The 24,996-nt window shown below is 72.1% G+C and carries 18 protein-coding genes and 1 pseudogene; 11 read left to right on the forward strand and 8 right to left on the reverse strand.

What is annotated here, in order from left to right:
• Window position 1 precedes the first annotated feature (1 nt).
• Window positions 2-1,036: a TerC family protein gene (locus MCBMB27_RS07605; RefSeq protein WP_043761125.1), complete on the reverse strand. Its 1,035-nt coding sequence runs from the start codon at window positions 1,034-1,036 to the stop codon at window positions 2-4.
• 277 nt (window positions 1,037-1,313) lie between these two features.
• Between MCBMB27_RS07605 and MCBMB27_RS30885 the strand changes: the two are divergent.
• A pseudogene (locus MCBMB27_RS30885) lies at window positions 1,314-1,427 on the forward strand (methyl-accepting chemotaxis protein); the annotation flags it as partial.
• Window positions 1,428-1,591: 164 nt separating this feature from the next.
• Here the strand turns inward: MCBMB27_RS30885 and MCBMB27_RS07615 are convergent.
• Window positions 1,592-3,139: an MDR family MFS transporter gene (locus MCBMB27_RS07615; protein WP_075380167.1), complete on the reverse strand. Its 1,548-nt coding sequence runs from the start codon at window positions 3,137-3,139 to the stop codon at window positions 1,592-1,594.
• A 251-nt stretch (window positions 3,140-3,390) separates the two neighbouring features.
• On the opposite strand from MCBMB27_RS07615, the gene MCBMB27_RS07620 reads away from it, so the two are divergent.
• A complete protein-coding gene (locus MCBMB27_RS07620) occupies window positions 3,391-4,608 on the forward strand; it encodes a TIGR03862 family flavoprotein (RefSeq protein WP_075381896.1) in 1,218 nt (405 codons plus the stop codon).
• A 10-nt stretch (window positions 4,609-4,618) separates the two neighbouring features.
• Here MCBMB27_RS07620 and MCBMB27_RS07625 read toward each other — a convergent pair whose 3' ends face one another.
• Entirely contained in the window at window positions 4,619-5,509 is an 891-nt protein-coding gene (locus MCBMB27_RS07625; protein ID WP_043357140.1) for a collagen-like domain-containing protein, read from the reverse strand.
• 231 nt (window positions 5,510-5,740) lie between these two features.
• On the opposite strand from MCBMB27_RS07625, the gene MCBMB27_RS07630 reads away from it, so the two are divergent.
• Genes MCBMB27_RS07630 through MCBMB27_RS07645 form a run of 4 tightly spaced genes read left to right on the forward strand, consistent with a single transcriptional unit; the run spans window position 5,741 to window position 12,060 of the window.
• Window positions 5,741-6,532: an ImuA family protein gene (locus MCBMB27_RS07630; RefSeq protein WP_075380168.1), complete on the forward strand. Its 792-nt coding sequence runs from the start codon at window positions 5,741-5,743 to the stop codon at window positions 6,530-6,532.
• The gene (locus MCBMB27_RS07635) at window positions 6,459-8,252 is read left to right on the forward strand and encodes a Y-family DNA polymerase (RefSeq protein WP_107352881.1); all 1,794 of its coding nucleotides are present in this window, start codon (window positions 6,459-6,461) and stop codon (window positions 8,250-8,252) included. Before MCBMB27_RS07630 ends, MCBMB27_RS07635 begins: the two co-directional genes overlap by 74 nt.
• Window positions 8,249-11,539: an error-prone DNA polymerase gene (locus MCBMB27_RS07640; RefSeq protein ID WP_075380170.1), complete on the forward strand. Its 3,291-nt coding sequence runs from the start codon at window positions 8,249-8,251 to the stop codon at window positions 11,537-11,539. The genes MCBMB27_RS07635 and MCBMB27_RS07640 overlap by 4 nt, the downstream gene beginning before the upstream one ends.
• Before the next feature lie 44 nt (window positions 11,540-11,583).
• On the forward strand, window positions 11,584-12,060 hold the full coding sequence (locus tag MCBMB27_RS07645) for a hypothetical protein (protein WP_043381941.1): 477 nt from the start codon (window positions 11,584-11,586) through the stop codon (window positions 12,058-12,060).
• Window positions 12,061-12,100: 40 nt separating this feature from the next.
• On the opposite strand, the gene fae is transcribed toward MCBMB27_RS07645, so the two are convergent.
• Both fae and MCBMB27_RS07655 read right to left on the reverse strand, forming a co-directional pair.
• Window positions 12,101-12,640: a formaldehyde-activating enzyme gene (fae, locus tag MCBMB27_RS07650; protein ID WP_020092273.1), complete on the reverse strand. Its 540-nt coding sequence runs from the start codon at window positions 12,638-12,640 to the stop codon at window positions 12,101-12,103.
• 62 nt (window positions 12,641-12,702) lie between these two features.
• Window positions 12,703-13,944, reverse strand: a complete 1,242-nt coding sequence (locus MCBMB27_RS07655; protein ID WP_043381939.1) for an NRAMP family divalent metal transporter — start codon at window positions 13,942-13,944, stop codon at window positions 12,703-12,705.
• Between the two features lie 80 nt (window positions 13,945-14,024).
• Between MCBMB27_RS07655 and MCBMB27_RS07660 the strand changes: the two genes are divergently transcribed.
• Window positions 14,025-14,240: a hypothetical protein gene (locus MCBMB27_RS07660; RefSeq protein ID WP_043349581.1), complete on the forward strand. Its 216-nt coding sequence runs from the start codon at window positions 14,025-14,027 to the stop codon at window positions 14,238-14,240.
• Window positions 14,241-14,258: 18 nt separating this feature from the next.
• On the opposite strand, the gene MCBMB27_RS07665 is transcribed toward MCBMB27_RS07660, so the two are convergent.
• Window positions 14,259-14,705 carry a hypothetical protein gene (locus MCBMB27_RS07665; RefSeq protein ID WP_043349584.1) on the reverse strand — a complete coding sequence of 149 codons (447 nt, stop codon included), beginning with the start codon at window positions 14,703-14,705 and terminating at the stop codon, window positions 14,259-14,261.
• Between the two features lie 250 nt (window positions 14,706-14,955).
• Here MCBMB27_RS07665 and lexA point away from each other — a divergent pair, with 250 nt between their 5' ends.
• Window positions 14,956-15,693, forward strand: coding sequence for a transcriptional repressor LexA (lexA, locus tag MCBMB27_RS07670; RefSeq protein ID WP_043381936.1), 738 nt, complete (start codon window positions 14,956-14,958; stop codon window positions 15,691-15,693).
• Here lexA and MCBMB27_RS07675 read toward each other — a convergent pair.
• Entirely contained in the window at window positions 15,687-17,978 is a 2,292-nt protein-coding gene (locus MCBMB27_RS07675) for a ComEC/Rec2 family competence protein (RefSeq protein WP_075380171.1), read from the reverse strand. The two genes, lexA and MCBMB27_RS07675, sit on opposite strands and share 7 nt — an antisense overlap.
• Window positions 17,979-18,170: 192 nt before the next feature.
• On the opposite strand from MCBMB27_RS07675, the gene gltX reads away from it, so the two are divergent.
• The 3 genes from gltX to MCBMB27_RS07690 all read left to right on the forward strand — a co-directional run bounded on the left by gltX (window position 18,171) and on the right by MCBMB27_RS07690 (window position 22,068).
• The gene (gltX, locus tag MCBMB27_RS07680; RefSeq protein ID WP_043381930.1) at window positions 18,171-19,598 is read left to right on the forward strand and encodes a glutamate--tRNA ligase; all 1,428 of its coding nucleotides are present in this window, start codon (window positions 18,171-18,173) and stop codon (window positions 19,596-19,598) included.
• Between the two features lie 230 nt (window positions 19,599-19,828).
• The gene (gltA, locus tag MCBMB27_RS07685; RefSeq protein ID WP_012319002.1) at window positions 19,829-21,118 is read left to right on the forward strand and encodes a citrate synthase; all 1,290 of its coding nucleotides are present in this window, start codon (window positions 19,829-19,831) and stop codon (window positions 21,116-21,118) included.
• A gap of 56 nt (window positions 21,119-21,174) precedes the next feature.
• Window positions 21,175-22,068, forward strand: coding sequence for a DNA-3-methyladenine glycosylase family protein (locus MCBMB27_RS07690; protein ID WP_075380172.1), 894 nt, complete (start codon window positions 21,175-21,177; stop codon window positions 22,066-22,068).
• A 531-nt stretch (window positions 22,069-22,599) separates the two neighbouring features.
• Here MCBMB27_RS07690 and parC read toward each other — a convergent pair.
• A complete protein-coding gene (parC, locus tag MCBMB27_RS07695) occupies window positions 22,600-24,846 on the reverse strand; it encodes a DNA topoisomerase IV subunit A (protein ID WP_043381925.1) in 2,247 nt (748 codons plus the stop codon).
• Window positions 24,847-24,996: the final 150 nt, after the last annotated feature.

Raw genomic sequence — 24,996 nt, forward strand, 5'->3', positions numbered from 1 at the left:
CTCAGGCGCGGTGGGCCCGGGCCTCGTGCGGAGGGACGGGATCCGCGTCCGCTTGATCCGGCGCGTCGGTCCGGGTCCGCCAGAGGCTGTAGGCGACGCCGGCCGCCAGCAGCGTCAGGGTGACCACCAGCGAGACCCATGGCGGAACCGTCACGAGCCCGAACGTGTCGGCCACCACGATCTTGGCGCCGATGAAGATCAGGATGAAGGCGAGCGCGGTCTTGAGATAGGCGAACCGGTCGACCATCGCGGCCAGGGCGAAGTAGAGGGCGCGCAGGCCCAGGATCGCGAAGATGTTGGAGGTGTAGACCACGAACGTGTCGGTGGTGATCGCGAAGATCGCCGGCACGCTGTCGACCGCGAAGATCACGTCGGCGCCGTTCACCAGCACCAGGGCGAGGGCCAGCGGCGTGAAGTACAGGGCGACCCGGCCGGTCTTCGGATCGGTCTTGCGGACCGTGAAACGCTGGCCGTGCAGCTCCGGCGTCACCCGGAAGGTGGTCTTGAACCAGCGCACGACGGCGCTGTTCTGGAAGTCGCCCTCCTCCTCGTCGCCCGAGACGAGGATCTTCAGGCCGGCATAGATCAGGAAGGCGGCGAACAGGGACAGAACCCAGTGCACCTCGTGCACCAGCGCGGCGCCCAGTCCGATCATCAGACCGCGCAGCAGCACCGCCGCCAGGATACCCCAGAGGAGGACCCGGTGCTGGGCAGCCCGGGGGACGCCGAGCGCCGTGAGGATCATGGCGATGACGAAGACGTTGTCCATCGACAGCGACTTCTCGACCACGAGTCCGGTGACGTATTCCTCGCCGGACTGGGGACCCAGATACCACCAGATCCAGCCGCCGAAGGCGAGGCCCAGCGCGAGGTAGAAGCCGGTGAGAGCCAAGCTCTCCCGGACGCCGATCTCGTGCTCCTTGTCGCGGTGGAGGAGTCCGAGGTCGAAGGCGAGCAGGCCGGCGATCAGGAGGTGGAACCCGAGCCACATCCACAATGGCTTGCCGAGCCATTCGATGGTGAGGACGTCCATCATGTGCGGGACCTGATGCTGATTCCGGAAGGAAAGCATCGGCTCCGACATCACGGGCGCTGGGAAGCGCCCGCCAGAGGGGCCCGCAGCCGATAGGGGCGAGGTAAGCGGTGATCGGGGCGAATCAAGGGCAGGGCTGGGGATGCGGGCCTGCATCCCCCGGATGGTTCCATCGGGAATGTGCCGGTGGGCGGCGCCTGGATCGGATGTGCGGCCCGGCCGGGCCGGCTCAGTCGGCTCGGCCGCTCTCGCGGTGCGTTCGGGACGGCGTGCACCCGTACTGGAGGGGTTGAGCGGACAAGCCGCGCAGATCGGCGAGGTCGTGACCCTGATCCAGGGGATCGCCGGACAGACCAATCTGCTGGCGCTCAACGCCCCCATCGAAAAGCCGCGCGTGCGGTGTGTTGACGGGGTGGACGAGGGATCCGTTTGCCGGGCGGCACGGTCCGGATCTGCGAGAGCGTCGTCGATCGCAGCGCCACGTGCCCCGAGACGGTCTTCGCTCCGCACCGGCCAAGCACACCGGCCGAGCGACGCCGCAGCCGAGGTTCCGAACCCTCAGCCCGGGTCGCCGGTAGCCGGTTCCCCGCCCATCCGCGGCGATGCGCGTTCGCGCAGGGGTCGCTCCTCCATCAGCGCCAGGAACGTGAAGGCGCCCAGCAGGCCGAGGCAGGCGGCCAGGAAGACGAAACGGAAGGTCAGGGCGAGCTGCGCCGGGTCCGCGCCGCGGATCAGGCTCTCCACGTCGTGGCCTCCTGTCCCGCTCCCTGCCCCGCCTGCGACGCCGCCGAGTACGATCGTGCCGAAAGCCGCCACGATCAGCGCCCCGCCGAGCGACCGGAAGAAGTTCATCGCGGCGGTGGCGATCCCGAGCTGGTGCGGTTCCACCGCGTTCTGGATGGCGATGGTGGAGAGGGGCAGGATCGTCCCGATGCCCATGGAGAGCAGCGCGAACAGCACCTCCATGAGCCAGAAGGGCAGCGCCCGGCCTTCCCAGGCGATGGTGGCGCAGCAGGCGAGACTGAGGCTCATCATCGCGAGGGGCACGCGCTTGTAGTGCCGGAAATGCAGCATTGATCGGCCCGACAGCGTCGCGCCCGTGACGGTGCCGATCATCAGCGGCACCAGCGCCACGCCGGACTCGCTCGCCGAGAGCCCGATCACCCCTTCGAGGAAGATCGGCACATAGATGGTGAGGCCGATGAAGGTGCCCATGGCGAAGCAGGCGGCCAGCGTCGCGCTGTAGACCACCCGGTCCTTGAGCACCTCCGTGGGGATCAGCGGCTCCGACGCCGTGGCGAGCCGCGCCGCGAAACCGCCGGCCAGTACGGCCACCCCGGCGAGGAGGGCGAGGATCGTGGGCGAGCCCCAGGGATAGCGCACGCCGCCCCAGCTCAGGGCCAGCAGGAGGGTGACAGACCCCGCGACCATCAGGGCGGCCCCGGGCCAGTCCAGCCGGTGCTGGCGGTCGTGGCGCGGCAGGCGCTTCAGGTTGGCGTTGGTCAGCGCGAAGGCGAGGATGCCGATCGGCAGGTTGATCCAGAAGATCAGCGACCAGTGCAGGTGCTGGGCGAAGAGGCCCCCGAGCAGCGGCCCCGCCACCGAGGCGGCCACGAACACGCCCGCGATCACCACCTGATAGCGGGCGCGCTCCTTGGGCGACATGATGTCGGCCAGGATGGTCTGGGAGAGCGCGATCAGCCCGCCACCGCCGATCCCCTGGAGGCCCCGGGCCAGCGCCAGCGTCACCATCGTGGGGGCGAGCGCGCAGGCCAGCGACCCGAGCCCGAAGGTCGCGATGGCGATCAGCAGCATGATCCGCCGGCCGTGGATGTCGCTGAGCTTGCCATAGAGCGGGGTCACCGCCGTGGAGGCCAGCAGGTAGGCGGTGACGATCCAGGGGAGGTTGGCGGCGTCCCCGAGGTCGAGCCCGATGGTCGGCATGGCGGTCGCCACGATGGTCTGGTCGAGGGCCGCGAGCAGCATCGCGGTCATCAGGCCGTAGACGATCGCGCGGATCTCGCTCTGGCTGAGGCGATCTTGAGGGGCGCCGGTCTGCGCCTGTGTCTGCGCCGGGGTTCCGGTGACGGCAGCGGGGCTGGCCACGTGTCTGAGCCTCTGATCCGAGCCGTGCCGGCCGACCATCCGGTGCGAATGGGGACAGGGCGGCGAAAGGGGATGGCGGACGGCCCGCGGCCGCGGCTCGGGCCGCCGCAATCCGCGAGGCCCGGGACCAAGAAGATCTTCCGCTCGGCCGTATCGATCCTTAGCGCAGCGCCGGAGGGCAGCCCATGCCGTCCGGCACCGATCCGGTCTTCGCCCTTGACAGGACTGGCGGCCTGTCGCTCTCCCGGCGGATGCCGGATGACAGGGATGCAATCGCCATCGTGGGCGGCGGGCCGGCCGGGCTCGCCGCCGCCGAGGTGCTGGGAGGCGCTGGCCGCGCGGTCGCGGTCTACGAGCGCATGCCCTCGGTCGCCCGCAAGCTGCTGATCGCCGGGCGCGGCGGCCTCAACATCACCCACAGCGAGGCGCGGGCGGACTTCCTCGCCCGCTACCATCCGCATGGCTGTCTCGATGCCGCCATCGCGGCCTTCCCGCCCGACGCGCTGCGGGCGTGGTGCGCGGAACTCGGCGAGCCGACCTTCGTCGGGTCGAGCGGGCGCGTCTTCCCGCGCAGCTTCAAGGCCTCGCCCCTGCTCCGGGCATGGCTGGCGCGGCTCGACCGCCTCGGGGTCCGGATCCACACCCGCCACCGGCTCACGGCCCTGGGCGGGACGCTGCATTTCGACACCCCGGACGGGCCTCGCGCGATCCGGCCCCCCGCCACCCTGCTGGCGCTCGGCGGTGCGAGCTGGCCGCGCCTCGGCTCGGACGGGCGCTGGGTGCCCCTCCTCGAAGGGCTCGGGGTGGCGGTGGCGCCCCTGCGTCCGGCCAATGCCGGCTTCGCGGTGGCGTGGTCCGACCTGTTCCGGGAGCGGTTCTCCGGCGCGCCGCTGAAGCGGGTGGCGCTCGCCTGCGAAGGCACCGTGGTGCGGGGCGAGGCCGTGATCACGCAGACCGGCATCGAGGGCGGAGCGATCTACGCCCTCTCGCGCCTCTTACGCGAAGCGATCGCGGCCGGGGGCAGCGCGCGGCTCGTCGTGGATCTCCGCCCCGACCTCACCCGGGAGGCCCTCGCCCGCCGTCTGTCCGGCGCCCGGCCGGGCGACTCGGCCGCGACCCGGCTGCGCAAAGCCGCGGGCCTCGCGCCCGTTGCGGCGGGATTGCTGCGCGAGGCGGCCGGCGCCGCCCTCCCGGCGGATCCCGGGGCGCTGGCCGGGTTGATCAAGGCCGCGCCCATCACCCTCACCGCCTCCGCGCCGATCGAGCGGGCGATCTCGACGGCGGGCGGCGTCCGGCTCGACGCCCTCGACGAACGGTCGATGCTGCGGGCACATCCCGGCCTGTTCCTGGCCGGGGAGATGCTCGACTGGGAGGCGCCGACCGGCGGCTACCTGCTCCAGGGCGCCCTCGCGGGCGGAAGGGCGGCCGCCGCCGGGATGCTCGACTGGCTGCGCGAGACCGGCGGCTGACGCGCCCGCCTCACGGCCGCGTGCAGAACCCGACGATGCCGGACGCGTCCGCGGGGCAGCTGGCGCCCTCCCCGTCATAGACCGCCACGCCACCCTTGAGGCAATGGGCCGTGACCAGCATCTCGCCGGTCCCGCAGGTGATCGTGCAGCCCCCCGGGCAATCGGATTTGCGCACGGGTCGCAAGCTGGCGGCTGTGGCCTCGCCCTTCGGGCCCGGGCCGCCCTGCGGTCCGACCGGACCCCGCGGGCCCGGAGGACCCTGCAGGCCCGCGGCCCCGGCATCGCCCTTCGGGCCCGGTGCGCCCTGCGGGCCGACCGCGCCCTGGGGGCCGGTCTCCCCTTTCGGACCGGTCTCGCCCTGAGGACCCGTATCGCCCTTGAGACCCTGCTCGCCCTTGGCTCCTTGGTCTCCCTTGGCCCCCTGATCGCCCTTGAGACCGGCCTCGCCCTTGGCCCCCGTCTCCCCGGGCGGTCCTGCGACACCCTGAGGGCCGGGCGGTCCGGGCGGACCCTCCGGCGCGCAGTTCGCCACAACCGCCTCCCGCTCGTCCGGCTCCGCCTTCAGCGTCACCACGCAGGTCGAAGGCCGGTAGGGCAGCCGGAAGGTGAACCGTCCGCGCCGGTCGGCCTGGATCGAGATGTCGTCGTCCAGCACCACGATCGCCCCGGGCTTGCGCACCGAGCCCGAGATCCGGAGGTCGCCGGCCTCGATGCGCGCGTCGTAGACCATGATCGGCTGGCTCGGGGTCTGCGCGTGCCGGACCCGCGGGCGGGCCGGGCGCGATCGCCCTGCGGCGGCCGCGGCCGGATCCGGACCTGCGCCACCCGGCGGATCCGCCTGCTGGCCGAGCGCCGCCCCCGACAGGGCGAGCAGGATCGTCAGAGTGAGGGCTGAGCGCATGCGCGGTCCGGTTCGGCCGCGTCACGCACGCGGCGGCCCGACATTGGTCTCGCCCTGCGAGGGAGGTCAACCGGGGCGGCGGAACCGGCGGTGGCGGTCGATTCCACAGGCGTCCACAGCCATCCACAGGCCAAGCCGCTGCTTCCGTGCGCGATTCCGGGACGCCGCGGAAACCGTTTGTGTGCGTTCCTGTTATGTTCCTATCGTCCGGCATGACCGGAGCCGACGGAGATGGGGCTGGACCCTGCGGACGAGACCGAGGGGGCGAACGCGCGGGGCGATCCCCGGGCCCGGCTCGCGGCCCTGCGGATGCGCCTCGCGCCGCCGGCCGGCGAGCGGGACCTGCCGCCGGTCCTGCCGCCGGTCCTGCCGCTGGGCGTACCGGAGCTCGACGGGCATCTGCCGGGCGGCGGCCTCGTCCTCGGGCCGCCCCACGAGATCGCGCCGGCCGAGCCCGTGGACGGGGTCGCGGCCCTCGGCTTCGCCCTGGCGCTCTGCGCCCGCCACCTCGCTGGCCGGCCTGGTCCGGCGCTGATCGCCGCCGCGCCGGGGCAGCCCCTGCCCTACGGCCATGGCCTCGCGGGACTCGGCCTCGATCCCGCCCGGCTGCTGCTGCTGGAGGCCGGCAGCGATGCGGAGGTGTTCCGCGCGCTGGAGGCGGCCCTGCACGCCCGGGCGCTCACGGCCCTCGTCGGCCTCGTCCGGGACGGCCTGCCGCTGAAGCCGGGCCGGCGCCTGCAGCTCGCCGCGGAAGGGTCTGCTCCGCCGCTGCTGCTGATCCTGCGGCCGGCGCCTGCCGGCCTGCCCAACGGGGCCGCCACCCGCTGGCGGATCGCCGCGGCGCCCGCGGCGCGGGACCGGTTCGGCACCCTCGACAGGCCGCGCTGGCGGGCGCGGCTCGAACGCTGTCGCAACGGGCGGGGCGGCGACTGGCTTCTGGAGTGGGACCATGCCGCGCATCGTCTGCATCTGCCTGAGCCACTGGCCGGTGACGCGGCTGCGGCGGGCCGGTCTCGCGCCTGAGCGCGGCCCCCTCGCGGTGGCCGCCGAGGGCCCCGGCGGCCTGCGGCTCGTGGCCCTCGACCCGGAGGCCCGCGCCCTGGGCCTCCAGCCCGGCGAGCCCCTGGGCCGGGTCCGGACGCGGATCGGCGTGCCTCTCCAGGTCTATCCCGCCGACCCGACCGCCGACCGGGACGCTCTGCTGCGGCTCTGCCGCTGGGCGGGCGGCTACGCGCCCCTCGTGGCGCCGTTCGGGCCGGCCGAGGCGGGGGACGGGCTCTACATCGACGTCGCCGGGGCCAGTCACCTGCGCGGCGGCGAGGCGAGTCTCGTCGACGATCTGGCAGACCGTCTCGCGCGGGGACATATCCCCGCCCGGATCGCCCTTGCCGACACACCCGGGGCCGCCTTCGCGCTGGCCAGCCATGGCGGGGTCGACCGGATCGTCGTGCCGCCGGGCGGGGCGGCCGAGGCTCTGCGGGGTCTGCCCGTGGAGGCCCTGCGGCTGGATCCCGGCACGGTCTCGGGGCTGAAGCGGCTCGGCCTGCGCCGGATGGGCGAACTCGATGCCCTCCCCCGGGGACCCCTCGCCCGTCGCTTCGGCGAGGCGTTGCTGTTGCGCCTCGATCAGGCCCTGGCACGCCGTCCCGAGCCGCTGGCGCCCCTGTCGGAGGCCGCCGAATACGCCGCCGCCCGCAGCTTCCTCGACCCGATCGGGCGGCAGTCGGACATCGTCCGGACCGCCCGCGACCTGATGGCCGAGATCGCCCCCCGCCTGGAGCGGGACGGGCTCGGTGCCTGTACCCTGCGCCTCGCCCTGCATCGGGTCGACGGCGCGGTGCGGGCCCTCGACCTCGGCCTGTCGCGCCCCGAGCGTTACCCCGAGCGGGTCGCGGCCCTGGTTTCCCTGCGCCTCGACCGGTTGGGCTCCGCCCTCGAGGCCGGGTTCGGCTTCGAGACCGTGGCGCTCGCCGTGACGGTGACCGGGGCCATGCCGGCCCGCCAGACCGATCTCGGGGCGGACGCCTCCGGCGATGGGGTCGCCGTCCTGGCCGATGCCCTGGCGCAGCGCCTCGGGCGGGGGTTGCTGCGCCTGGAGCCACGGGCGAGTCACCTGCCGGAACGGGCTGATCGGAGTGGTCCCTGGGTTGCCGGAGAGGGGCACGGATCGTCAGCGGACAAGGACATCGGCCGGACGCGCGCGCATCGCCCTCTCCCCTCTGCAGAGGAGGATGCCCCCCGAAGGGGAACGAGTCGGCACGAAGTCCCGCACGGGGGGAGCGAGGGTGCAGGGTCCGGCCGTGGCCTTCATGAAGCGCGCGATCCCTCCGGAAGCGGCTTTCCCTTCTCCCGGCCCCTTCTGAAGCAGGAGCCAACCTCCCCCGCAGAGGGGGGCGTGAGGGCGCGGGCCTTTCCCATCTCCGTCCCCTGCTCAATCCCCTGGCCCGATCACCTCCCGCCCCGCCCCCTGGTGCTGTTCCCCCGGGGCGAAGCCGCGTGCGACGTGCTCTCCGCCGTCCCGGAGGGGCCGCCCCGGCGCTTCCGCTGGCGCGCGCAGGTTCACCGCGTCGCCCATGCCGAGGGGCCGGAGAGGATTTCCGCCGAATGGTGGTGCGCGCCCGGCGCGGAGCGCGACTATTACCGCATCGAATGCGAGGCCGGTCACCGGCTCTGGCTCTACCGCGACGGGCCGCACGCCCCCGGGCATCCGGCCTCGTGGTACGTCCACGGGCTGTTCGCGTGAGCCGCCCCGAGATCCCTTTCGCCGAACTCGCCGTCACCACGAACTTCTCGTTCCTGCACGGCGCCGCGCACCCGCAGGACTACGTCGTGCAGGCGGCGGCCTACGGCCTCTCGGCGATCGGCATCGCCGACCGCAACACCGTGGCCGGCGTGGTCCGGGCGCATGCGGCGGCGCGGGCGCTCGAAGCGGAGGGCACGAAGATCCGGATCCTGCCCGGCGTCCGCCTCGTCACCGAGGAGGGGTTCGAGGCCGTCACCTACCCGATGGACCGGGCGGCCTGGGGGCGCCTCTGCCGGCTGCTCACCCTGGGCAACCGGCGCGTCCGCAAGGGTGAGTGCCGCTTCGCCTTCGCCGAGATGCTGGAGGCCGCGGAGGGACAGATGTTCATCGCCATGCCGCCGGCCCGGCGCCTGCCGGAGGGCTTCCGGTCGCGTCTGGAGGCGCTCGCCGCCGCGGCCCCGGGCCGGACCTTCCTCGGGGCGAGCCATACGCGCCGGGGCGACGAGCGGCGCCGCCTCGGTCTGCTCGCCGAGCTGGGCGCGGCCGCCCGCGCGCCGATGGTCGCGGTCTCGGACGCGCTTTACCACCATCCCGAGCGGCGCCCGCTCCAGGACGTGGTGACGTGCATCCGCGCGGGCTGCCGGATCGGCGAGGCGGGCTACCGGCTGGAGGCCAATGCCGAGCGCCACCTGAAGCCCCCCGCCGAGATGGCGCGGCTGTTCGCCGACCACCCGGAGGCGGTGGCCCGCACCGTCGAGATCGCCGAGGCCTGCGGCTTCTGCCTGTCCCAGCTGCGCTACGAATATCCCGACGAGCCGGTGCCCCCCGGGCGCACGCCGCAGGAATACCTGGAGGAGAAGACCTTCGAGCGGGCGCACTGGCGCTACGGCAGCGATATTCCCTCCGCCGTCGCGGCGACGCTCCGCGAGGAGCTGCGGCTCATCGCCAAGATGGACTATGCCCGTTACTTCCTGACCCTGTTCGACGTGGTCGAGTTCGCCCGCGGCAAGGGGATCCTCTGCCAGGGCCGCGGCTCGGCGGCCAATTCCGCCGTGTGCTTCTGCCTGGGCATCACCGCGGTGGACCCGTCCAAGCACCGGCTGCTCTTCGCCCGCTTCATCTCGGAGAACCGGGGCGAGCCCCCCGACATCGACGTCGATTTCGAGCACGAGCGCCGCGAGGAGGTGATCCAGTACCTCTATGCCCGCTACGGCCGGGAGCGGGCCGCCCTCTGCGCCACGGTGATCCACTACCGTCCGCGCATGGCGATCCGCGAGGTCGGCAAGGTCCTCGGGCTCACCGAGGACGTGACCGCGGCGATCGCCGACACGGTCTGGGGCTCCTGGGGCACCGGGATGCCGGACCAGCATGTGCGCGAGGCCGGCCTCGATCCGGGGAACCCGGCGATCCGGCAGGCGCTCGACCTCGCCCATCAGCTGATCGGCTTCCCCCGCCACCTGTCCCAGCATGTCGGCGGCTTCGTGCTGACCCGCGGGCGCCTCGACGAAACCGTGCCGGTGGGCAACGGCGCCATGGCGGACCGCACCTTCATCGAGTGGGACAAGGACGACATCGACGCGATCGGCCTGATGAAGGTCGACGTTCTGGCGCTCGGCATGCTGACCTGCCTCAAGCGCGGCCTCGCGTTTCTGGAGAAGGACCACAATACCTTCTACGAGACGCTGGCCGACCTGCCGCAGGAGGATCCCGCCACCTACGCGATGCTGGCGAAGGCCGATTCCGTCGGCGTGTTCCAGGTCGAGAGCCGGGCGCAGATGTCGATGCTGCCGCGCCTGAAGCCCAAGGAATTCTACGACCTCGTCGTGCAGGTGGCGATCGTGCGCCCCGGTCCCATCCAGGGCGACATGGTCCATCCCTATCTGCGGCGCCGCTCCGGGATCGACCCGGTGGAGTACCCCGCCCCGCACCCGGACCACGGGCCGGCGGACGAACTGAAGGAGGTCCTGCAGAAGACCTACGGGGTGCCGCTGTTCCAGGAGCACGCCATGCAGATCGCCATCACGGCGGCGGGCTTCACCCCGGCCGAGGCCGACGGCCTGCGCCGGGCGATGGCGACCTTCAGCCATGTCGGCTCGATCGGCGGCTTCGCGGACAAGTTCGTCGGCGGCATGACCCGGCGGGGCTACCCGCAGGACTTCGCCGAGCGCTGCTTCGCGCAGATCCGCGGCTTCTCCACCTACGGATTCCCGGAGAGCCACGCGGCGAGCTTCGCGCTCCTCGTCTACGCCTCGGCCTGGATGAAGTGCCGGCACCCCGACGTCTTCCTGGCCGCGATCCTCAACGCCCAGCCCATGGGCTTCTACCAGCCGGCCCAGCTCGTGCGCGACGCCCGCGCCCACGGGGTCGAGGTGCGGGGCGTCTGCGTCAACGCCAGCGACTGGGACTGCACCCTGGAGCCGGCCGGAAATCCCGCGCTGCACGCCGTGCGGATCGGCCTGCGGGTGGTGCGCGGCCTGCCCGAGGCCGCCATGCGCCGGCTCGTGCGGCTGCGGGCCAACGGCTATGCCAGCATCGAGGGCCTGCAGGCCGCCCTCGCCCTGCCCCGCAACACCCTGGAGCGGCTGGCCGAGGCGGACGCGTTCCGCTCGCTGGGCCTCGACCGGCGCGCCGCCCTCTGGATGGTCCGCACCCTGGAGGGGACCTCGGCGCGCAAGGCCGCCAAGGCCGACCCGAGCGCGCGCCGGGCCCATCTCCTCGACGCGCCCCTGCCGCTCTTCGCCTGGCACGCCGATGACGGACTGTTCCGGCACGAGCCGGCCGTGGACCTGCCGTCCCTGGCCCCGTCCGAGGCGGTGGCCGAGGATTACGCCGCCACCGGCCTGTCGCTGCAGGGGCACCCGGTCGCCTTCTTCCGGGGGCGGCTCGCCCGGATCGGCGCGATCCCGGCCCGGGCGCATCTCGATCCCGCCTTGCCCCAGGGGGCGCGGGTCACGGTGGCGGGCCTCGTGCTGATCCGCCAGCGGCCCGGCACCGCCAAGGGCGTGGTGTTCCTGACCTTGGAGGACGAGACCGGTATCGCCAACGTGATCGTCTGGAAGACGGTGTTCGAGGCCAACCGCCGGATCGCCATGCAGGCCCGGTTCCTCGCCGTGCGCGGCCGGATCCAGCGGGCGGACGGGGTGGTCCATCTCGTGGCCGAGGGGTTTCGCGATCTCACCGCGTCCCTGCGCGATCTGCGCGAGGCCGGGATGAAGCTGCCCCCCGAGAACACGGATTTCGGCGTGCCCCCGGATCGGCGCGTGTATCGCAGCCGGGATTTCCACTGAGGAACGCCCCTCGACAGGCCCCGCGCCGCGCGTAGAGTGCGGCCATGTCGAGCTTCGCCGTTCCGCGCCTCCTCCTCGCCGCCTGCCTCGCCGCCTGCGCGGCCCTCCCCCTCTGGGCGGAGGCCGCCCGGGCCGACAGCTGCGACGACCTCACCCGCCAGATCGCCGGCGCCATCGGCGGCAAGGTCGGCAAGCGGGCGGGCCCCAGCATCGACATCCGCATGGCCGGTCCGATCAAGTTCGACGTGACCTGCCGGGCCGAGCCGATCGTGCAGGCGACCTCGGCCGAGCCCGCCCCCTCGGCGACCTTCTTCCGCGACCTGTCGGTGGCCTCCGAGATCCTGGTCGGCGAGCCGGCCGCGACCGTCGAGCCGATCATCGCCAGCGCCTACCGGACCGCGCTGTCGGAGCGGCGCAAGTCGTTCATCCAGCAGAACGGCTGGTCTGCCTCCTGCTACACCGACCCGGGCAGCACCGCGATGCGGACCCTGTGCTCGGTGGGGCGCATCCCGCCGGGGTGATGCGATATCGACCCCGGCAGGATGCGCGCGAAGGGGCCGATCAGTACTCGATCACGCCGTCCAGGGCGTAGTGCTTCACGGTCTTCCGGTTGGCGATCAGCTCGTCCACCGTCGGCTCGCCCTTGAGGGCGCGGGCGATGGCGAGCTTCGTCGCCTCGTAGTTGGTCCGGTAGAGGTCCTTCTGGTCGAGGTTGTCGTCCTCGGCGCAGCGCTGATCGAGCCAGATCATGATGATCATGCACAGCTCGTCGAGCCCGTCCTTGGGCAGGATGCCCTCGATGATGCAGTCCACGATCGCGTCGCCGGTGGCGGCCTGGACCACGCCGCCGAGGAGCTCGGCATACTCGGCCGTGTGGATCGTGACCTTGGTGGTCATCATCGTGGCGGGGCGCACGAGCTGGTTGAGGTCGCGGACCACGAACATCCGCGTGTGGCCCTGGACCTGCCCCATCATCGACGCGAAGGCCTGGCCGACCGGACCGCGCACCGAGCCGATCAGCACCTCCGGCATGGCGTCGGTGTACTGGCCCTCGGCCGCCAGCACCGTGGCCTCGCCCGTGCGGAACCAGATCTCTTGCATGTTCGAACTCCACCTGATCGGAGCCCGCGGGAGACATCATCGGAGGCCCCGCGTCAATCGCGTCAGAGCAGGCCCACCCCGTCCAGGACGCCGACCATCGCGAACGCGATCGTGATCCCCGACACCGCGTAGACCACCCCCTTGTAGACGCCCGCCACGCGCTGCCCCTCGGGCAGGGCCCGGGTGGCGAGGAGGATCAGCAGGCCGAGCGCCAGGGGCAGGAGCAGCGCGTTCATCACCTCCACGGCGATGTTGAGCGCCACGAGATCCGGCACGAGCTGCACGGCGACCGCGCCGGTCGCGACCGCGAGCGCGAAGGCGCCGTAGAAGGCCGGAGCCTCCCGGGGCGACTGCTCCAGGGAGTGCGGCCGGCCGGTCACGTCGCCAAACCCCCAGGCCAGCGCCAGGGCCACGACGTTGAGCGCCACGAAGGCCGCCGCGATGATGCCCACCCCGAACACCACCTGCCCGAGCCACGGCCCCAGGGCCGGCGTGAAGGCGCCCGCGAGATCGCCGACGGTCTCCAGCCCCTTCGCGCTGCCCTGCCCGGCCTTGCCGATCGTGGCGGCGGCGGCGACGAGGATCGCGCCCATCACGCATTGCGAGACCACCGCACCCACGAGTGTGTCGAGCCGCGAGCGCCGCGCGTGCTCCCAGCCCAGGCCCTTATCGACGATCGCCGACTGCTGGTAGAAGATCATCCACGGCATGATCACCGCGCCGATATTGGCCGCGATCAGCACCCGGAACTGGCCGTCGCCCAGCGGCATGTGCCCGAAGGAGGCGACGATCTCGGGCAGGTTCGGCCGCGCCGCGACGGCGAGCCCGACGAAGACCAGCTCGAACAGGCCGACCACGATCGCCACGACCTCGACGCGCCGGTAGCTCCCGGTGAAGACGAGCCCCAGGAGCAGGCAGGCCGGCAGGCCGAGGCTCACGAGCCGCGGCACCCCGAACAGGTCCCCGATGCCGGCGATGCCGGAGAATTCCGTGACGATGGCGCCGATGCCGGCGACCACGAGGCCGCCGTACGAGATCCAGGCCCAGGCCGGCCCGTAGCGCTCCCGGATCAGCGCGCCGTGGCCGCGTCCGGTGGCGGTCCCGAGCCGCACCGTCAGCTCCTGGACGACGTACAGGATCGGCACCAGCAGGATCTGGAGGAGCAGGAGCGAATAGCCCCAGCGCGCCCCGCTCTGGGCCGCCGTGATGAGGCTTCCGACATCCGTATCGGCCAGCATCACCACGAGTCCGGGGCCTGCGGCCTTGAGGTAAGCGGACAGGCGAGGCAGGGAAGCGCTGGGCACGGCTCGGGAACAGTCCCGCGCACGGGCGGTTCCGGCGGGCGCCTGCGGCGTTTTCCCGGGGCAGGCGGGAGGAACATGTGATGGCGGAGAGCACGGATCGGGGCTCCGGCTGGAGCCTGCAGGCGACCGCCGTGCCCGACGGGGTGCGCCTGGAACTCGCCCTGGCCGACCTCGGCGGCGCGCCGGTCACCGCCGCGATCGTTCTCGACCGGGCGGAAGCCCGGGCCTTCGCCCGCGCCCTGCTCGCCGCCGCCGGCGACGCGGCGGAACGGACCTTCCCGAAGCCGGGCGCCTGACCGCGCGCCGCCGGTCGGTCAGCGGGCGAGACCGGGATTGCGGCCCGGCAGGCGGGGGACCACGGTGCCGCGCTTCTCGATCGGCGTGTCGCAGGCGTAGGCGAACTCGGTCTTCAGCGGATCGAACACGGTCTCGCCGGTGATCCGGCAATCCTCGCGCACGGTCTCGTCGAGATAGGCCCGGGCGGCGGTGCGGAAGCGCTTCACCCGGGTGGCGTCCGGCTCCGGATCGATCCGGGCCTCGCTCAGGTTGCAGCCGGTATATTCGCGCAGGGCGTTCGAGACGATCAGCATCCGGCGCATCTGCCGGTTGTCGTAGACCTCGTAGGGCTCCTTGCAGCCGATCGTCACCACCTGGGGGGTGAGCGCCACGTAGTTCCGCGAGATGTAGGAGAACCCGGTGGTGCAGCCGGCGAGGCCGAGGGCGGCGAGGCCGAGGGGCAGCAGAGCTGCGGGTCGTCGCATCCTCGTCATCCCAAGAGGGTCCCAGCCCGCGGCCCGGATCCGCCGCCTTCCCGGCGGGGCGCCGCGGTGCATTGAAACGGCTCCGCTTGCGCCGTCAATGCGTTTCTCGACCTTGCTCCCGCGAGCGCGGAGCGACGCGCCAAGCGTAGCGGTGCCGCCCTTGCGGAACACTTGCGGAACGTTTAACCTGTTCGTGATTTGTTTCAGAGACCGTCACGGGGCGGTCTGCCAAGCCGCGAGTCCCCCTTCGATGCTCACGCGCAAGCAGCTGGACCTCCTGCGTTTCATCCAGAGCCGGATGCAGGAATGCGGCGTCCCGCCGTCCTTCGACGAGATGAAGGATGCCCTCGACCTCAAGTCGAAATCCGGCATCCACCGGCTGATCACGGCCCTGGAGGAGCGCGGCTTCCTCCGGCGCCTGCCGAATCGGGCGCGCGCCATCGAGGTGATCCGCATCCCCGAGAGCCTGAGCCAGACGGCCCCATCTTCGGCCCCATCTTCGGCCCCGGCCGAGCCGCGCCGTTTCACCCCGAGCGTGGTCGAGGGCGGCAAGTCCAAGCATCCGCCGGCCCCGGCCAGCACACGGATGATCGACGACGCCGGTCGTGCCATTTCGATCCCGGTGATGGGCCGGATCGCCGCCGGTACGCCGGTCTCGGCGATCCAGAACCAGAGCCATGCCATCACCCTGTCGCCGGACTTCGTGGCCGGCGGCGAGCACTACGCCCTGGAGGTGCGCGGCGACTCGATGGTCGAGGCCGGCATCCTCGACGGCGACCTCGTGGTGATCCGCAAGCAGGACACGGCCAATACCGGCGACATCATCGTGGCGCTGATCGACGACGAGGAGGCGACGCTCAAGCGTCTGCGCCGCCGCGGCTCCTCGATCGCCCTGGAGGCCGCCAACCCGGCCTACGAGACGCGTGTCCTCGGGCCCGACCGGGTCCGGATCCAGGGCCGCCTCGTCAGCCTCGTCCGCCGCTACTGAAGCGGCTCGGCCGGCGCGTCGCCGGGGGCGAGGTCCCCGCCCGACGCATCGGTTTCCGGAGGCGTTGTCGCCCCGTCGTCAGAGGCGCGGGCCTCCGCGGAGGGCGCGGTGACCGGTTGTGGCGGCACCGACCCGTGTCCCGAGCGTGGTCGCCAGGGCACGGCGCGGCCATCGGCCCGGGCGTGATGGGCGACGAAGCTCTCGCCTTCGGACCTGAGGGCGACGGCGCCCTGGGCGGACAGGACGCGCCGGTCGATCACCAGGGGGCTGGTGCAGGTCGGAGGGGCCACGAGGCCCGTGATCAGCACCGCGGCGCGGGCGCAATCCTCCGGGAAGGCCCGCCGGTCCCGGACCAGGGCGACCGCCCGTCCGTCCGGCAGGCGCGCGGTGCATCCGAGCCGGTCACAGCGGCCGCCGCCCGATCGGACGATCAGTCCCCCGGCTCCCCGTCCGTCGCCGTCCGCCTTCAGCCATTGTTCGAGGACGAAGCCGGACGGACTGCCGAGGGCCGCAAGCCGTCCGTCCGGCCCCCGCACCGCGGCTCCCGCGCCCTGCCGATCGACATAGAGGTCGTAGCGGTCGGGTCGGGCCGCGACGACGAGTCCAAGCAGGATCGGCGGCACGGCGAGCCAGCGCAGGCGGGAGGCCGGTAACGTCGCGAGCAGCAGGCCCGCGGTCAGCAGGAACAGCGCCGCGGTGCCGAAGGCCGGCACGACCACGATGGCCCGCTCGAACCCGGCGATCCACTGGGAGACGGCGAGCATGCCCCCCACCGCCTGACCCATCAGCCACCAGATCGGGCGGTCGAGGGCGAAGGGATAGGCGAGGATCCCGATCACCGCGGAGGGCATCACCACGAGGGAGACGAGCGGCAGGGTCAGGGCGTTGCCGACGAGGCCGAAGGGCTGGATCGTCTGGAAATGGTAGGTGGCGAAGGGTGCGGTCGCGACCTGCGCCACCAGGGTCGTGGCCAGAGTCCCGGTGACCGCCGAGAGGCCGGTGCCGACGAGCCGACCGAGCCGGCCCGCCCCGGGGCGCACGAACAGCCGCCCGTCGATCAGCCGCGCGCAGGCGATCAGCCCGGCCACGGCGCCGAAGGACATCTGGAAGCTCGGGCCGAGCAGGCCCTCCGGCTCCCGGGCCAGGGCGATCAGCGCCGCGAGGGCGAGGTTGCGCATCGACAGGGCGGGCCGGTCCACCAAGATCGCGCCCAGCATGATCAGGGTCATGATCAGCGAGCGCTCGGCGGCGATGTCCCAGCCCGAAAAGGCGCAGTAGGCGGTGACGCCGACCATGGCGAAGCCGGCCGCGATCTTCTTGATCGGCCAGAGGAGCGCGCAATGGGGGACCAGCGCGAGGAGCGCCCGCACCAGCCAGAACACCACGCCGGCGGCCAGCACCATGTGGAGGCCCGAGATCGACACAACGTGGTAGATCCCGGCGGCGCGCAGCGCATCGTTGGTCGCCGGGCCGATGAGGCCGCGCTTGCCGGTCACCAGGGCCGCCGCCACCGCGCCCGCCTGGCCGCCGGCGGCCTCCGCGATCCGGCGGGTGAGCCCGTTCCGGGCCGCGTCGAGCGTGGCGGCGAGCCGCAGGCGGAGGGGCGGCGGCTCGGTCGGCGCCCGGATCGTGACCGCCCCGACCAGGGAGCCCACCGCGCCGATCCCCTGGAAGTAGGCGTCTCGGGCAAAATCGTAGCCTCCGGGCCGGGCCGCCTCCGGGGGAGGCAACAACCGGGCGGTGGCGGCGACGACGTCCCCGGGAAGCGGGGTCGGCGTCTTGCGGAAGGACACCCGCACCCGGGCGGGCCGCGCCTCCGGCGCGAGGCCGGCGAAGCTCTCCACCCGGATCAGCAGCCGGGCGCCGACCTCGCGCTCGTCCAGGGCCTCGACCGTTCCGATGAGGGGGCCGATGGTGGTGCGGTTGAGGACCGGGGCGGCGACCTCCGAGACCCGCCAGGCCGCCGCCGCGAAGCCGAGGAACGCGGCCGCCACCGCGAGCACCGCCGCCAGCGCCGCAGGGCGCGCGCCGAGGAGCGGGATCGGCGCCAGGGCAAGGGCGGCGGCGACAAGGGGCGCGGCCAGGCTCGGCGCGCCGTCGGTCGCCGCGAAATAGACCAGGATCCCCCCGCCGAAGGCCACCGCCAGCCAGGGGAACAGCCGGCGCTGCTCGGCGTCCCGGGCGAGGCCTTCGGCCACCCAGTGGCGGATGACCGGGAGGGCGGGCGCGCGGGGGCCGGCCAGCGCCACCGCGCCGCCCGCCAGCCTCGCGCCGATCCGCCGCATCGCCGCCGCCCCGTTCCGCGCGACCTGTCTCGGGGCCGGGCGATTCTGCGGGCGATTCTTAACGCATCCTCCGGCTCGTGCTACAGCCGGTGCTTCGTGCTACGGGCGCCCTGTCGAGCCCCTCGCCGCTCCGCCGCCCCTTCGCCGTCCGTCGCGCTCCGTCCGCGACCAGCCCCGGAACATACCGGACCGATGTCCTCAGCCGTCGTCACGCGCTTCGCCCCCTCGCCCACCGGCTACCTGCATATCGGCGGGGCCCGCACGGCGTTGTTCAACTGGCTCTACGCCCGCCACACCGGCGGCAAGATGCTGCTGCGCATCGAGGATACCGACCGGGAGCGCTCCACCAAGGGCGCGATCGACGCGATCCTCGACGGCCTGTCCTGGCTCGGCCTCGACTGGGACGGGGACGTGGTGTTCCAGTTCGCCCGGGCCGAGCGCCACCGGGCCGTGGCCGAGGAGCTGCTGGCGGCCGGCCGTGCCTACCATTGCTATGCCACCGCCGAGGAGCTGACCTCGATGCGGGAGACCGCCCGGGCCGAGGGCCGTGCCCCCCGCTACGACGGCCGCTGGCGCGACCGCGACCCGTCCGAGGCCCCCGCGGGGGTCAAGCCGGTGATCCGCCTGCGCGCGCCGACCGAGGGCGAGACCGTCGTCGAGGACGCCGTCCAGGGCCGCGTGACCTGGGCCAACAAGGACCTCGACGACCTCGTCCTGCTGCGTTCGGACGGGACGCCGACCTACATGCTGGCCGTGGTGGTCGACGACCACGACATGGGCGTCACGCAGATCATCCGCGGCGACGACCACCTCACCAACGCGGCGCGCCAGAGCCAGATCTTTTCCGCCTTGGGCTGGGACATTCCCCGGATGGCCCATATCCCGCTGATCCACGGGGCGGACGGAGCCAAGCTCTCGAAGCGCCACGGGGCGCTCGGCGTCGAGGCCTATCGCGATCTCGGCTACCTGCCGGCGGCCCTGCGCAACTACCTCGTGCGGCTCGGCTGGAGCCACGGCGACCAGGAGGTCTTCTCCACCGAGGAGATGGTCGCGGCCTTCGACCTCGGCGCGGTGGGGCGCTCCGCGGCGCGGTTCGACTTCGCCAAGCTCGCCAACCTCAACGGCCTCTACATCCGCACCAGCACCGATGCCGATCTCGTCGCGGCGATCGAGACGATCCTGCCCAATGTCGGTCCCGGACGCGGCCTGTCGGCGCCGCTGCAGCCCGACCTCAAGGACAAGCTCACCCAGGCCATGCCGGGCCTGAAGGAGCGGGCCAAGACGCTGATCGAGCTCCTCGACAGCGCCTATTACCTCTACGCCCAGCGGCCGCTGGCGCTGGACGACAAGGCCCGCGCCCTCCTCTCCGACGAGGGCCGCGCCCGCCTCGCCGGGGTGCGGCCGGTGCTCGAGGCGCTGCCGGACTGGAATGCGGCCTCGACCGAGGGGGCTGTCCGCCAGTACGCGGAGGACGCCGGCTGCAAGCTCGGACAGGTGGCCCAGCCCCTGCGCGCGGCGCTGACCGGCCGCACCACCTCCCCGCCCCTGTTCGACGTGATGGCGGTGCTCGGCCGGGAGGAAACCCTCGCCCGCCTGGGCGATCAGGTGCCGCAGGTCTGAAGCCACCGGGCGTAGCCGGGGAACTGCCGGCCCCGGCTCGAATTGCGCTTGGTGGAATTTGCTTGGCGTCGGGGTCGGGTTGTCACCGACCCCGTTGCTGCTGCAGTGCCGTTTGGGTAACCCATGCCTGTGAGCACCCGCAGCATAATGCGTGTGCTCAGGCCCCCGGGACCGACTCGGGCAGCCCGAGCCCGGCATCCGCCACGTCGCCAGAGAAGGGTCCACGATCCATGAGCGCACCCAGCACCATCACCGTGGACGGCAAGTCGATCGAGCTGCCGGTGAAATCCGGCACGATCGGGCCGGACGTGATCGATATCGGCAAACTCTACGCCCAGACCGGCGCCTTCACCTTCGACCCGGGCTTCACCTCGACGGCGTCCTGCGAATCGAAGATCACCTATATCGACGGCGACGAGGGCGTGCTGCTCTATCGCGGCTACCCGATCGAGCAGCTCGCCGAGAAGGGCGACTTCCTCGAGACCTGCTACCTGATGCTGTTCGGCGCCCTGCCGACCGCCGCCCAGCGGGCCGATTTCGAGTACCGGGTCACGCGCCACACCATGGTGCACGACCAGATGAACCGGTTCTTCACCGGCTTCCGCCGCGACGCGCACCCGATGGCCGTGATGGTCGCCTCGGTGGGCGCCCTCTCGGCCTTCTACCACGACTCGACCGACATCACGGACGAGAGCCAGCGGCTGATCGCGTCGATCCGCATGATCGCCAAGATGCCGACGCTCGCCGCGATGGCCTACAAGTACTCGATCGGCCAGCCGTTCGTGTACCCGAAGAACGACCTCGACTATACCTCGAACTTCCTGCGCATGTGCTACGCGGTGCCGTGCGAGGAGTACGAGGTGAACCCGGTCTTCGCCCGGGCGCTCGACAAGATCTTCATCCTGCACGCCGACCACGAGCAGAACGCCTCGACCTCGACCGTGCGGCTCGCCGGCTCCTCGGGCGCCAACCCCTTCGCCTGCATCGCGGCCGGCATCGCCTGCCTGTGGGGCCCGGCCCATGGCGGCGCCAACGAGGCGGCGCTCAAGATGCTGATGGAGATCGGCACCCCGGAGAACGTCGGCAAGTACGTCGCCAAGGCCAAGGACAAGAACGACCCGTTCCGCCTGATGGGCTTCGGCCACCGGGTCTACAAGAACTACGACCCGCGCGCCCGGATCATGCAGAGCACCACCCATCAGGTGCTGAAGGAGCTCGGCAAGACCGACGATCCGCTGCTCCACGTCGCCATGGAGCTGGAGCAGATCGCCCTCAAGGACGAGTACTTCATCGAGAAGAAGCTCTACCCGAACATCGATTTCTATTCGGGCATCACCCTCAAGGCGATGGGCTTCCCGACCGACATGTTCACGGTGCTGTTCGCCGTGGCCCGCACGGTCGGCTGGATCGCCCAGTGGGCCGAGATGATCGAGGATCCGTCGCAGAAGATCGGCCGTCCCCGCCAGCTCTACGTCGGTCCGACCCAGCGCGACTACGTGCCGGTCGACCAGCGCGGCTGAGGCAGGACCACCTGTCCTGTGACGCGAGCGACGGGGCGGCCGAGAGGCCGCCCTTCGTGTTTGCGGGGGCGATCGAACGCCGCCTGCCCGTCCGGCCGCCCTACGACTGGGCGGCGATCCGCGCGTTCCTCGCCAAGCGGGCGATCCCGGGCGTCGAGGCGGCCGATCCCGCGGCGGCCTACGCCCGCACGATCAGCATCGCGGGGCGGCACGGGCTCCTGACGGTGGCGCCCGGCGCGGATTGCCTGCACGTCGCGCTGCGCGGCGTCGAGGCCGGGCACGCCGAGGCGGTCGCGGGGCGCCTGCGCCGCCTCTTCGACTGCGACGCCGATCCCGGCGCCATCGCGGCCTGCCTTGTCGGCGATCCGGTCCTGGCCCCGCTCGTCGCCGCGCGGCCGGGATTGCGCCTCCCCGGGGCCTGGGACCCGTTCGAGACCGGCTGCCGGGCGATCCTCGGTCAGCAGGTCTCTGTGGCGGCCGCGATCGGGCTCGCGGGCAAGCTGGTGGCGGCGTTCGGGAAGCCCCTCGCGGAGCCGATGGGCGGGCTGACCCACGTCTTTCCCACGCCGGCGGATCTGGTCGAGGCGGATATCGCCCTGGCGCTCAACATGCCGCGGGCCCGCGGCGCGGCGATCCGGGCGCTGGCCGCGGCGGCTTTGGCCGATCCGGACCTGTTCGCCCCGGCGGAGTCGCTGGAGGCCGCGGTGCTCCGCTTCACGGCGATCCGCGGGATCGGTCCCTGGACGGCGCAGTACATCGCCATGCGGGCGCTCAAGCTGCCCGACGCCCTGCCGGTGGGCGATGTCGGCCTGCTGCGGGCGCTGGAGAGCCGCACCGGGCGTCCGAGCCCGGCGGCGCTCCTGGCCCGGGCCGAGGCGTGGCGCCCGTTCCGGGCTTACGCGGCGCAGCACCTCTGGGCGGCGGACGAGGCGGCTGTGAAGGCGCGGTGATAGGGGTGCTAACCCGTCGCTTCGGCGCCGCCGTCCTTGCGAGCGGAGCGAAGCAATCCAGTCGGCACCACGCTAACGTATGCCGCTGGCCTTGAGTCACTTCGCTGTGCTCGCGATGACGGAGGGGCTGGTCGACCCGGTGCCCCCATGGTCGTTGTGGGGCCATGGATGGCGCCCTACAGGGGGCGGGTGGCACGCACCACGGACCCTTTGCCCGTGACGACAGCCCAGCTCTTTCTTCTGGCGGTTCCGATCGGCGGCGTGGTGGCCCTTGGCGCGCTCTGGCTCGATCAGCATTCGCGCTGAGACCGTCTCCGAACGAGGTGCGGGTCCCCTCTCCCGAGCGGGAGAGGGACAGGGTGAGGGATGAGAACGATCCGGAAGAGGCGCGACCCAAACGCGCGTCGATGGCGGGCTCTATTCTGATCCTTCTCGACCCTCACCCCAACCCTCTCCCGAACGGGAGAGGGAGCCTGTCGCGCCTACATGAACGGACGTGCGTATGGCCGTCCTCTTTCAGTCGGCCCTGCTTCAGCGCCCGAACCGCTCGAATTTCGGGAAGCTGCGCGCCATCATCAGCCCGACCTCGGCGCGGTGGCCGAGCCACTTCTCCAGCACCGACGCGTTGGCGAGCCGGCCCTCCGGTGAGCCGTCCTGCCAGGGCAGGCCGTCCGCCAGCTTGAACACGTGCGCGTCGAGCAGCCCGCCGCTGCGGCAGCGCTGGAGGCGCACGCCCTTGCCGCGGGCGAGTTCGGCCACCTCGGAGATCGGGAAGATCAGCAGCAGTTTTTCCGTATTGACCACCGCGACGTGGTCGCCCTCGGCCGGCACCAGCACCGCCGCGGTGGCGTCGCCGTCGAGGCCCAGAACGTTCTTGCCCTTGCGGGTGTTGGCCACCAGCGCGTCGGCGGGCGCCACGAAGCCGCGCCCGTCCGAGCCCGCGATCAGCAGCTTGGTCTCGGGCCGGTAGGGCAGCGCCGCCACGATCTCGGTGCCGTCGTCGAGGTCGGCCATCAGCCGCACCGGGTCGCCGAAGCCGCGCCCGCCCGGTAGCTTCGAGGCTTCCAGCGTGAACACCTTGCCGTTCGTGGCGAGCAGCAGGATCTTCTGGGTGGTCTCGGTGGGGAAGGCGATCTTCAGGGTGTCGTCGCCCTTGAACGCAACGCCCGAGAGGTCGGCGACGTGGCCTTTGAGCGCCCGGATCCAGCCCTTGGTGGAGACGATCACGGTGATCGGCTCGCGCTCGACCAGGGCCGCGGTGAAGTCGATGCCGCCGACATCCGGGGGGCTCGCCAGCGTCGTGCGGCGCTTGCCGAGCTTGGTCTCGGGCCCGAAGGTCTTCTTCACGGCGCGGATCTGCGCCTGGATCGTCTTCCACTGCGCCGGCTCGGAGGCGAGCAGGGCGTCGATCTCGGCCTTCTCGGCGGTGAGCGCGTCGAACTCGCGCTTCAACTCCATCTCCTCCAGCTTGCGCAAGCTGCGCAGGCGGGTGTCGAGGATGGCGTTGGCCTGGATCTCGGTCAGCTCGAAACGGGCCATCAGGGCGGCCTTCGGCTCGTCCTCCTCGCGGATGATGCGGATCACCTCGTCGAGGTCGAGATAGACGATGAGCAACCCGCCCAGGATCTCCAGGCGGCGGTCGATCTGGCCGAGGCGGTAGCGCGAGCGGCGCTGCAGGACGACGCGGCGGTGGTCGACCCATTCCCGCAGGCACTCGGCGAGCCCGATCACCTTCGGCACGAGGCCGCCGACCAGGACGTTGAGGTTGAGCGGGATCCGCGCCTCCAGCTCGGTGAGCCGGAACAGCGATTCCATCAGGATCACCGGATCCACCGTGCGCGAGCGCGGCTCCAGCACGACACGCACGTCCTCGGCGGATTCATCCCGCACGTCGGCGAGCAGCGGCAGCTTCTTCTCCTGCAGCAGCTCGGCCATCTTCTCGATCAGCCGGCCCTTCGGGATGCCGTAGGGGATCTCGGTGACGACGATGTTCCAGGTGCCGCGGCCGAGATCCTCCTTGGTCCAGCGGGCGCGGACCCGGAAGGCACCGCGGCCGGTGCGGTAGGCCTCGGCGATCGACTCGGCCGAATCCACCAGGATGCCGCCGGTCGGGAAGTCCGGCCCCTGCACGAACTTCGCGAGCTGCCCGGACGTCGCCTCGGGATGGTTGATCAGGTAGAGCGCCGCGTCGCACAGCTCGGCGGCGTTGTGCGGCGGGATCGAGGTCGCCATGCCGACCGCGATGCCCTGGCTGCCGTTGGCGAGCAGGTTCGGGAAGGCCGCCGGCAGGACGATCGGCTCCTCCTTCTCGCCGTTGTAGGACGGCCGGAAATCGACGGTGTCCTCGTCGATCCCGTCGAGCAGGAGGCGGGCGACCTCGGTGAGCCGCGCCTCGGTGTAGCGGTAGGCGGCCGGACCGTCGCCGTCGATGTTGCCGAAATTGCCCTGCCCGTCGACCAGCGGGTAGCGCTGGGCGAAGTCCTGGGAAAGCCGCACCAGGGCGTCGTAGATCGCCTGGTCGCCGTGCGGGTGGAAGTCGCCCATCACGTCGCCGACGATCTTGGCGCATTTCTTGTGCGCGGTGTTGGGGTCGAGGCGCAGCAGCCGCATCCCGTAGAGGATGCGCCGATGCACGGGCTTCAGCCCATCGCGGGCATCCGGCAGCGCCCGGTGCATGATCGTGGACAGCGCATAGGCGAGGTAGCGCTCTTCCAGCGCGGATTTCAGCTCGACGCTCTCGATCCCGTCGCCGGACGGCGGCTCGAAGGGCTGGCCCATGACGGCTCCTGTCTCAGGGCGGGGCCGCCGACCGGCAGCGCCGCCTTTCCGGATGGTTCGTCAGTCCGTGGCACCGAAGGCGAGCCCGGAATCCAGAACCACCGACCCTGTCCGAGGAGGCGGACGAACCTTGCGGGCCGAGCGATTCTG

Source organism: Methylobacterium phyllosphaerae, from assembly GCF_001936175.1.
In the GTDB taxonomy this organism is placed as follows: domain Bacteria; phylum Pseudomonadota; class Alphaproteobacteria; order Rhizobiales; family Beijerinckiaceae; genus Methylobacterium; species Methylobacterium fujisawaense.

Excerpts from the sequence above, each read along its gene's own strand:
- MCBMB27_RS07605 (WP_043761125.1), bottom strand. The coding sequence starts at position 1,036 with ATGATGGACGTCCTCACCATCGAATGGCTCGGCAAGCCATTGTGGATG.
- MCBMB27_RS07620 (WP_075381896.1), top strand. The coding sequence starts at position 3,391 with ATGCCGGATGACAGGGATGCAATCGCCATCGTGGGCGGCGGGCCGGCC.
- MCBMB27_RS07625 (WP_043357140.1), bottom strand. The coding sequence starts at position 5,509 with ATGCGCTCAGCCCTCACTCTGACGATCCTGCTCGCCCTGTCGGGGGCG.
- MCBMB27_RS07630 (WP_075380168.1), top strand. The coding sequence starts at position 5,741 with ATGGGGCTGGACCCTGCGGACGAGACCGAGGGGGCGAACGCGCGGGGC.
- MCBMB27_RS07635 (WP_107352881.1), top strand. The coding sequence starts at position 6,459 with ATGCCGCGCATCGTCTGCATCTGCCTGAGCCACTGGCCGGTGACGCGG.
- MCBMB27_RS07645 (WP_043381941.1), top strand. The coding sequence starts at position 11,584 with ATGTCGAGCTTCGCCGTTCCGCGCCTCCTCCTCGCCGCCTGCCTCGCC.
- fae (WP_020092273.1), bottom strand. The coding sequence starts at position 12,640 with ATGCAAGAGATCTGGTTCCGCACGGGCGAGGCCACGGTGCTGGCGGCC.
- MCBMB27_RS07660 (WP_043349581.1), top strand. The coding sequence starts at position 14,025 with ATGGCGGAGAGCACGGATCGGGGCTCCGGCTGGAGCCTGCAGGCGACC.
- MCBMB27_RS07665 (WP_043349584.1), bottom strand. The coding sequence starts at position 14,705 with ATGCGACGACCCGCAGCTCTGCTGCCCCTCGGCCTCGCCGCCCTCGGC.
- lexA (WP_043381936.1), top strand. The coding sequence starts at position 14,956 with ATGCTCACGCGCAAGCAGCTGGACCTCCTGCGTTTCATCCAGAGCCGG.
- MCBMB27_RS07675 (WP_075380171.1), bottom strand. The coding sequence starts at position 17,978 with ATGCGGCGGATCGGCGCGAGGCTGGCGGGCGGCGCGGTGGCGCTGGCC.
- gltX (WP_043381930.1), top strand. The coding sequence starts at position 18,171 with ATGTCCTCAGCCGTCGTCACGCGCTTCGCCCCCTCGCCCACCGGCTAC.
- gltA (WP_012319002.1), top strand. The coding sequence starts at position 19,829 with ATGAGCGCACCCAGCACCATCACCGTGGACGGCAAGTCGATCGAGCTG.
- parC (WP_043381925.1), bottom strand. The coding sequence starts at position 24,846 with ATGGGCCAGCCCTTCGAGCCGCCGTCCGGCGACGGGATCGAGAGCGTC.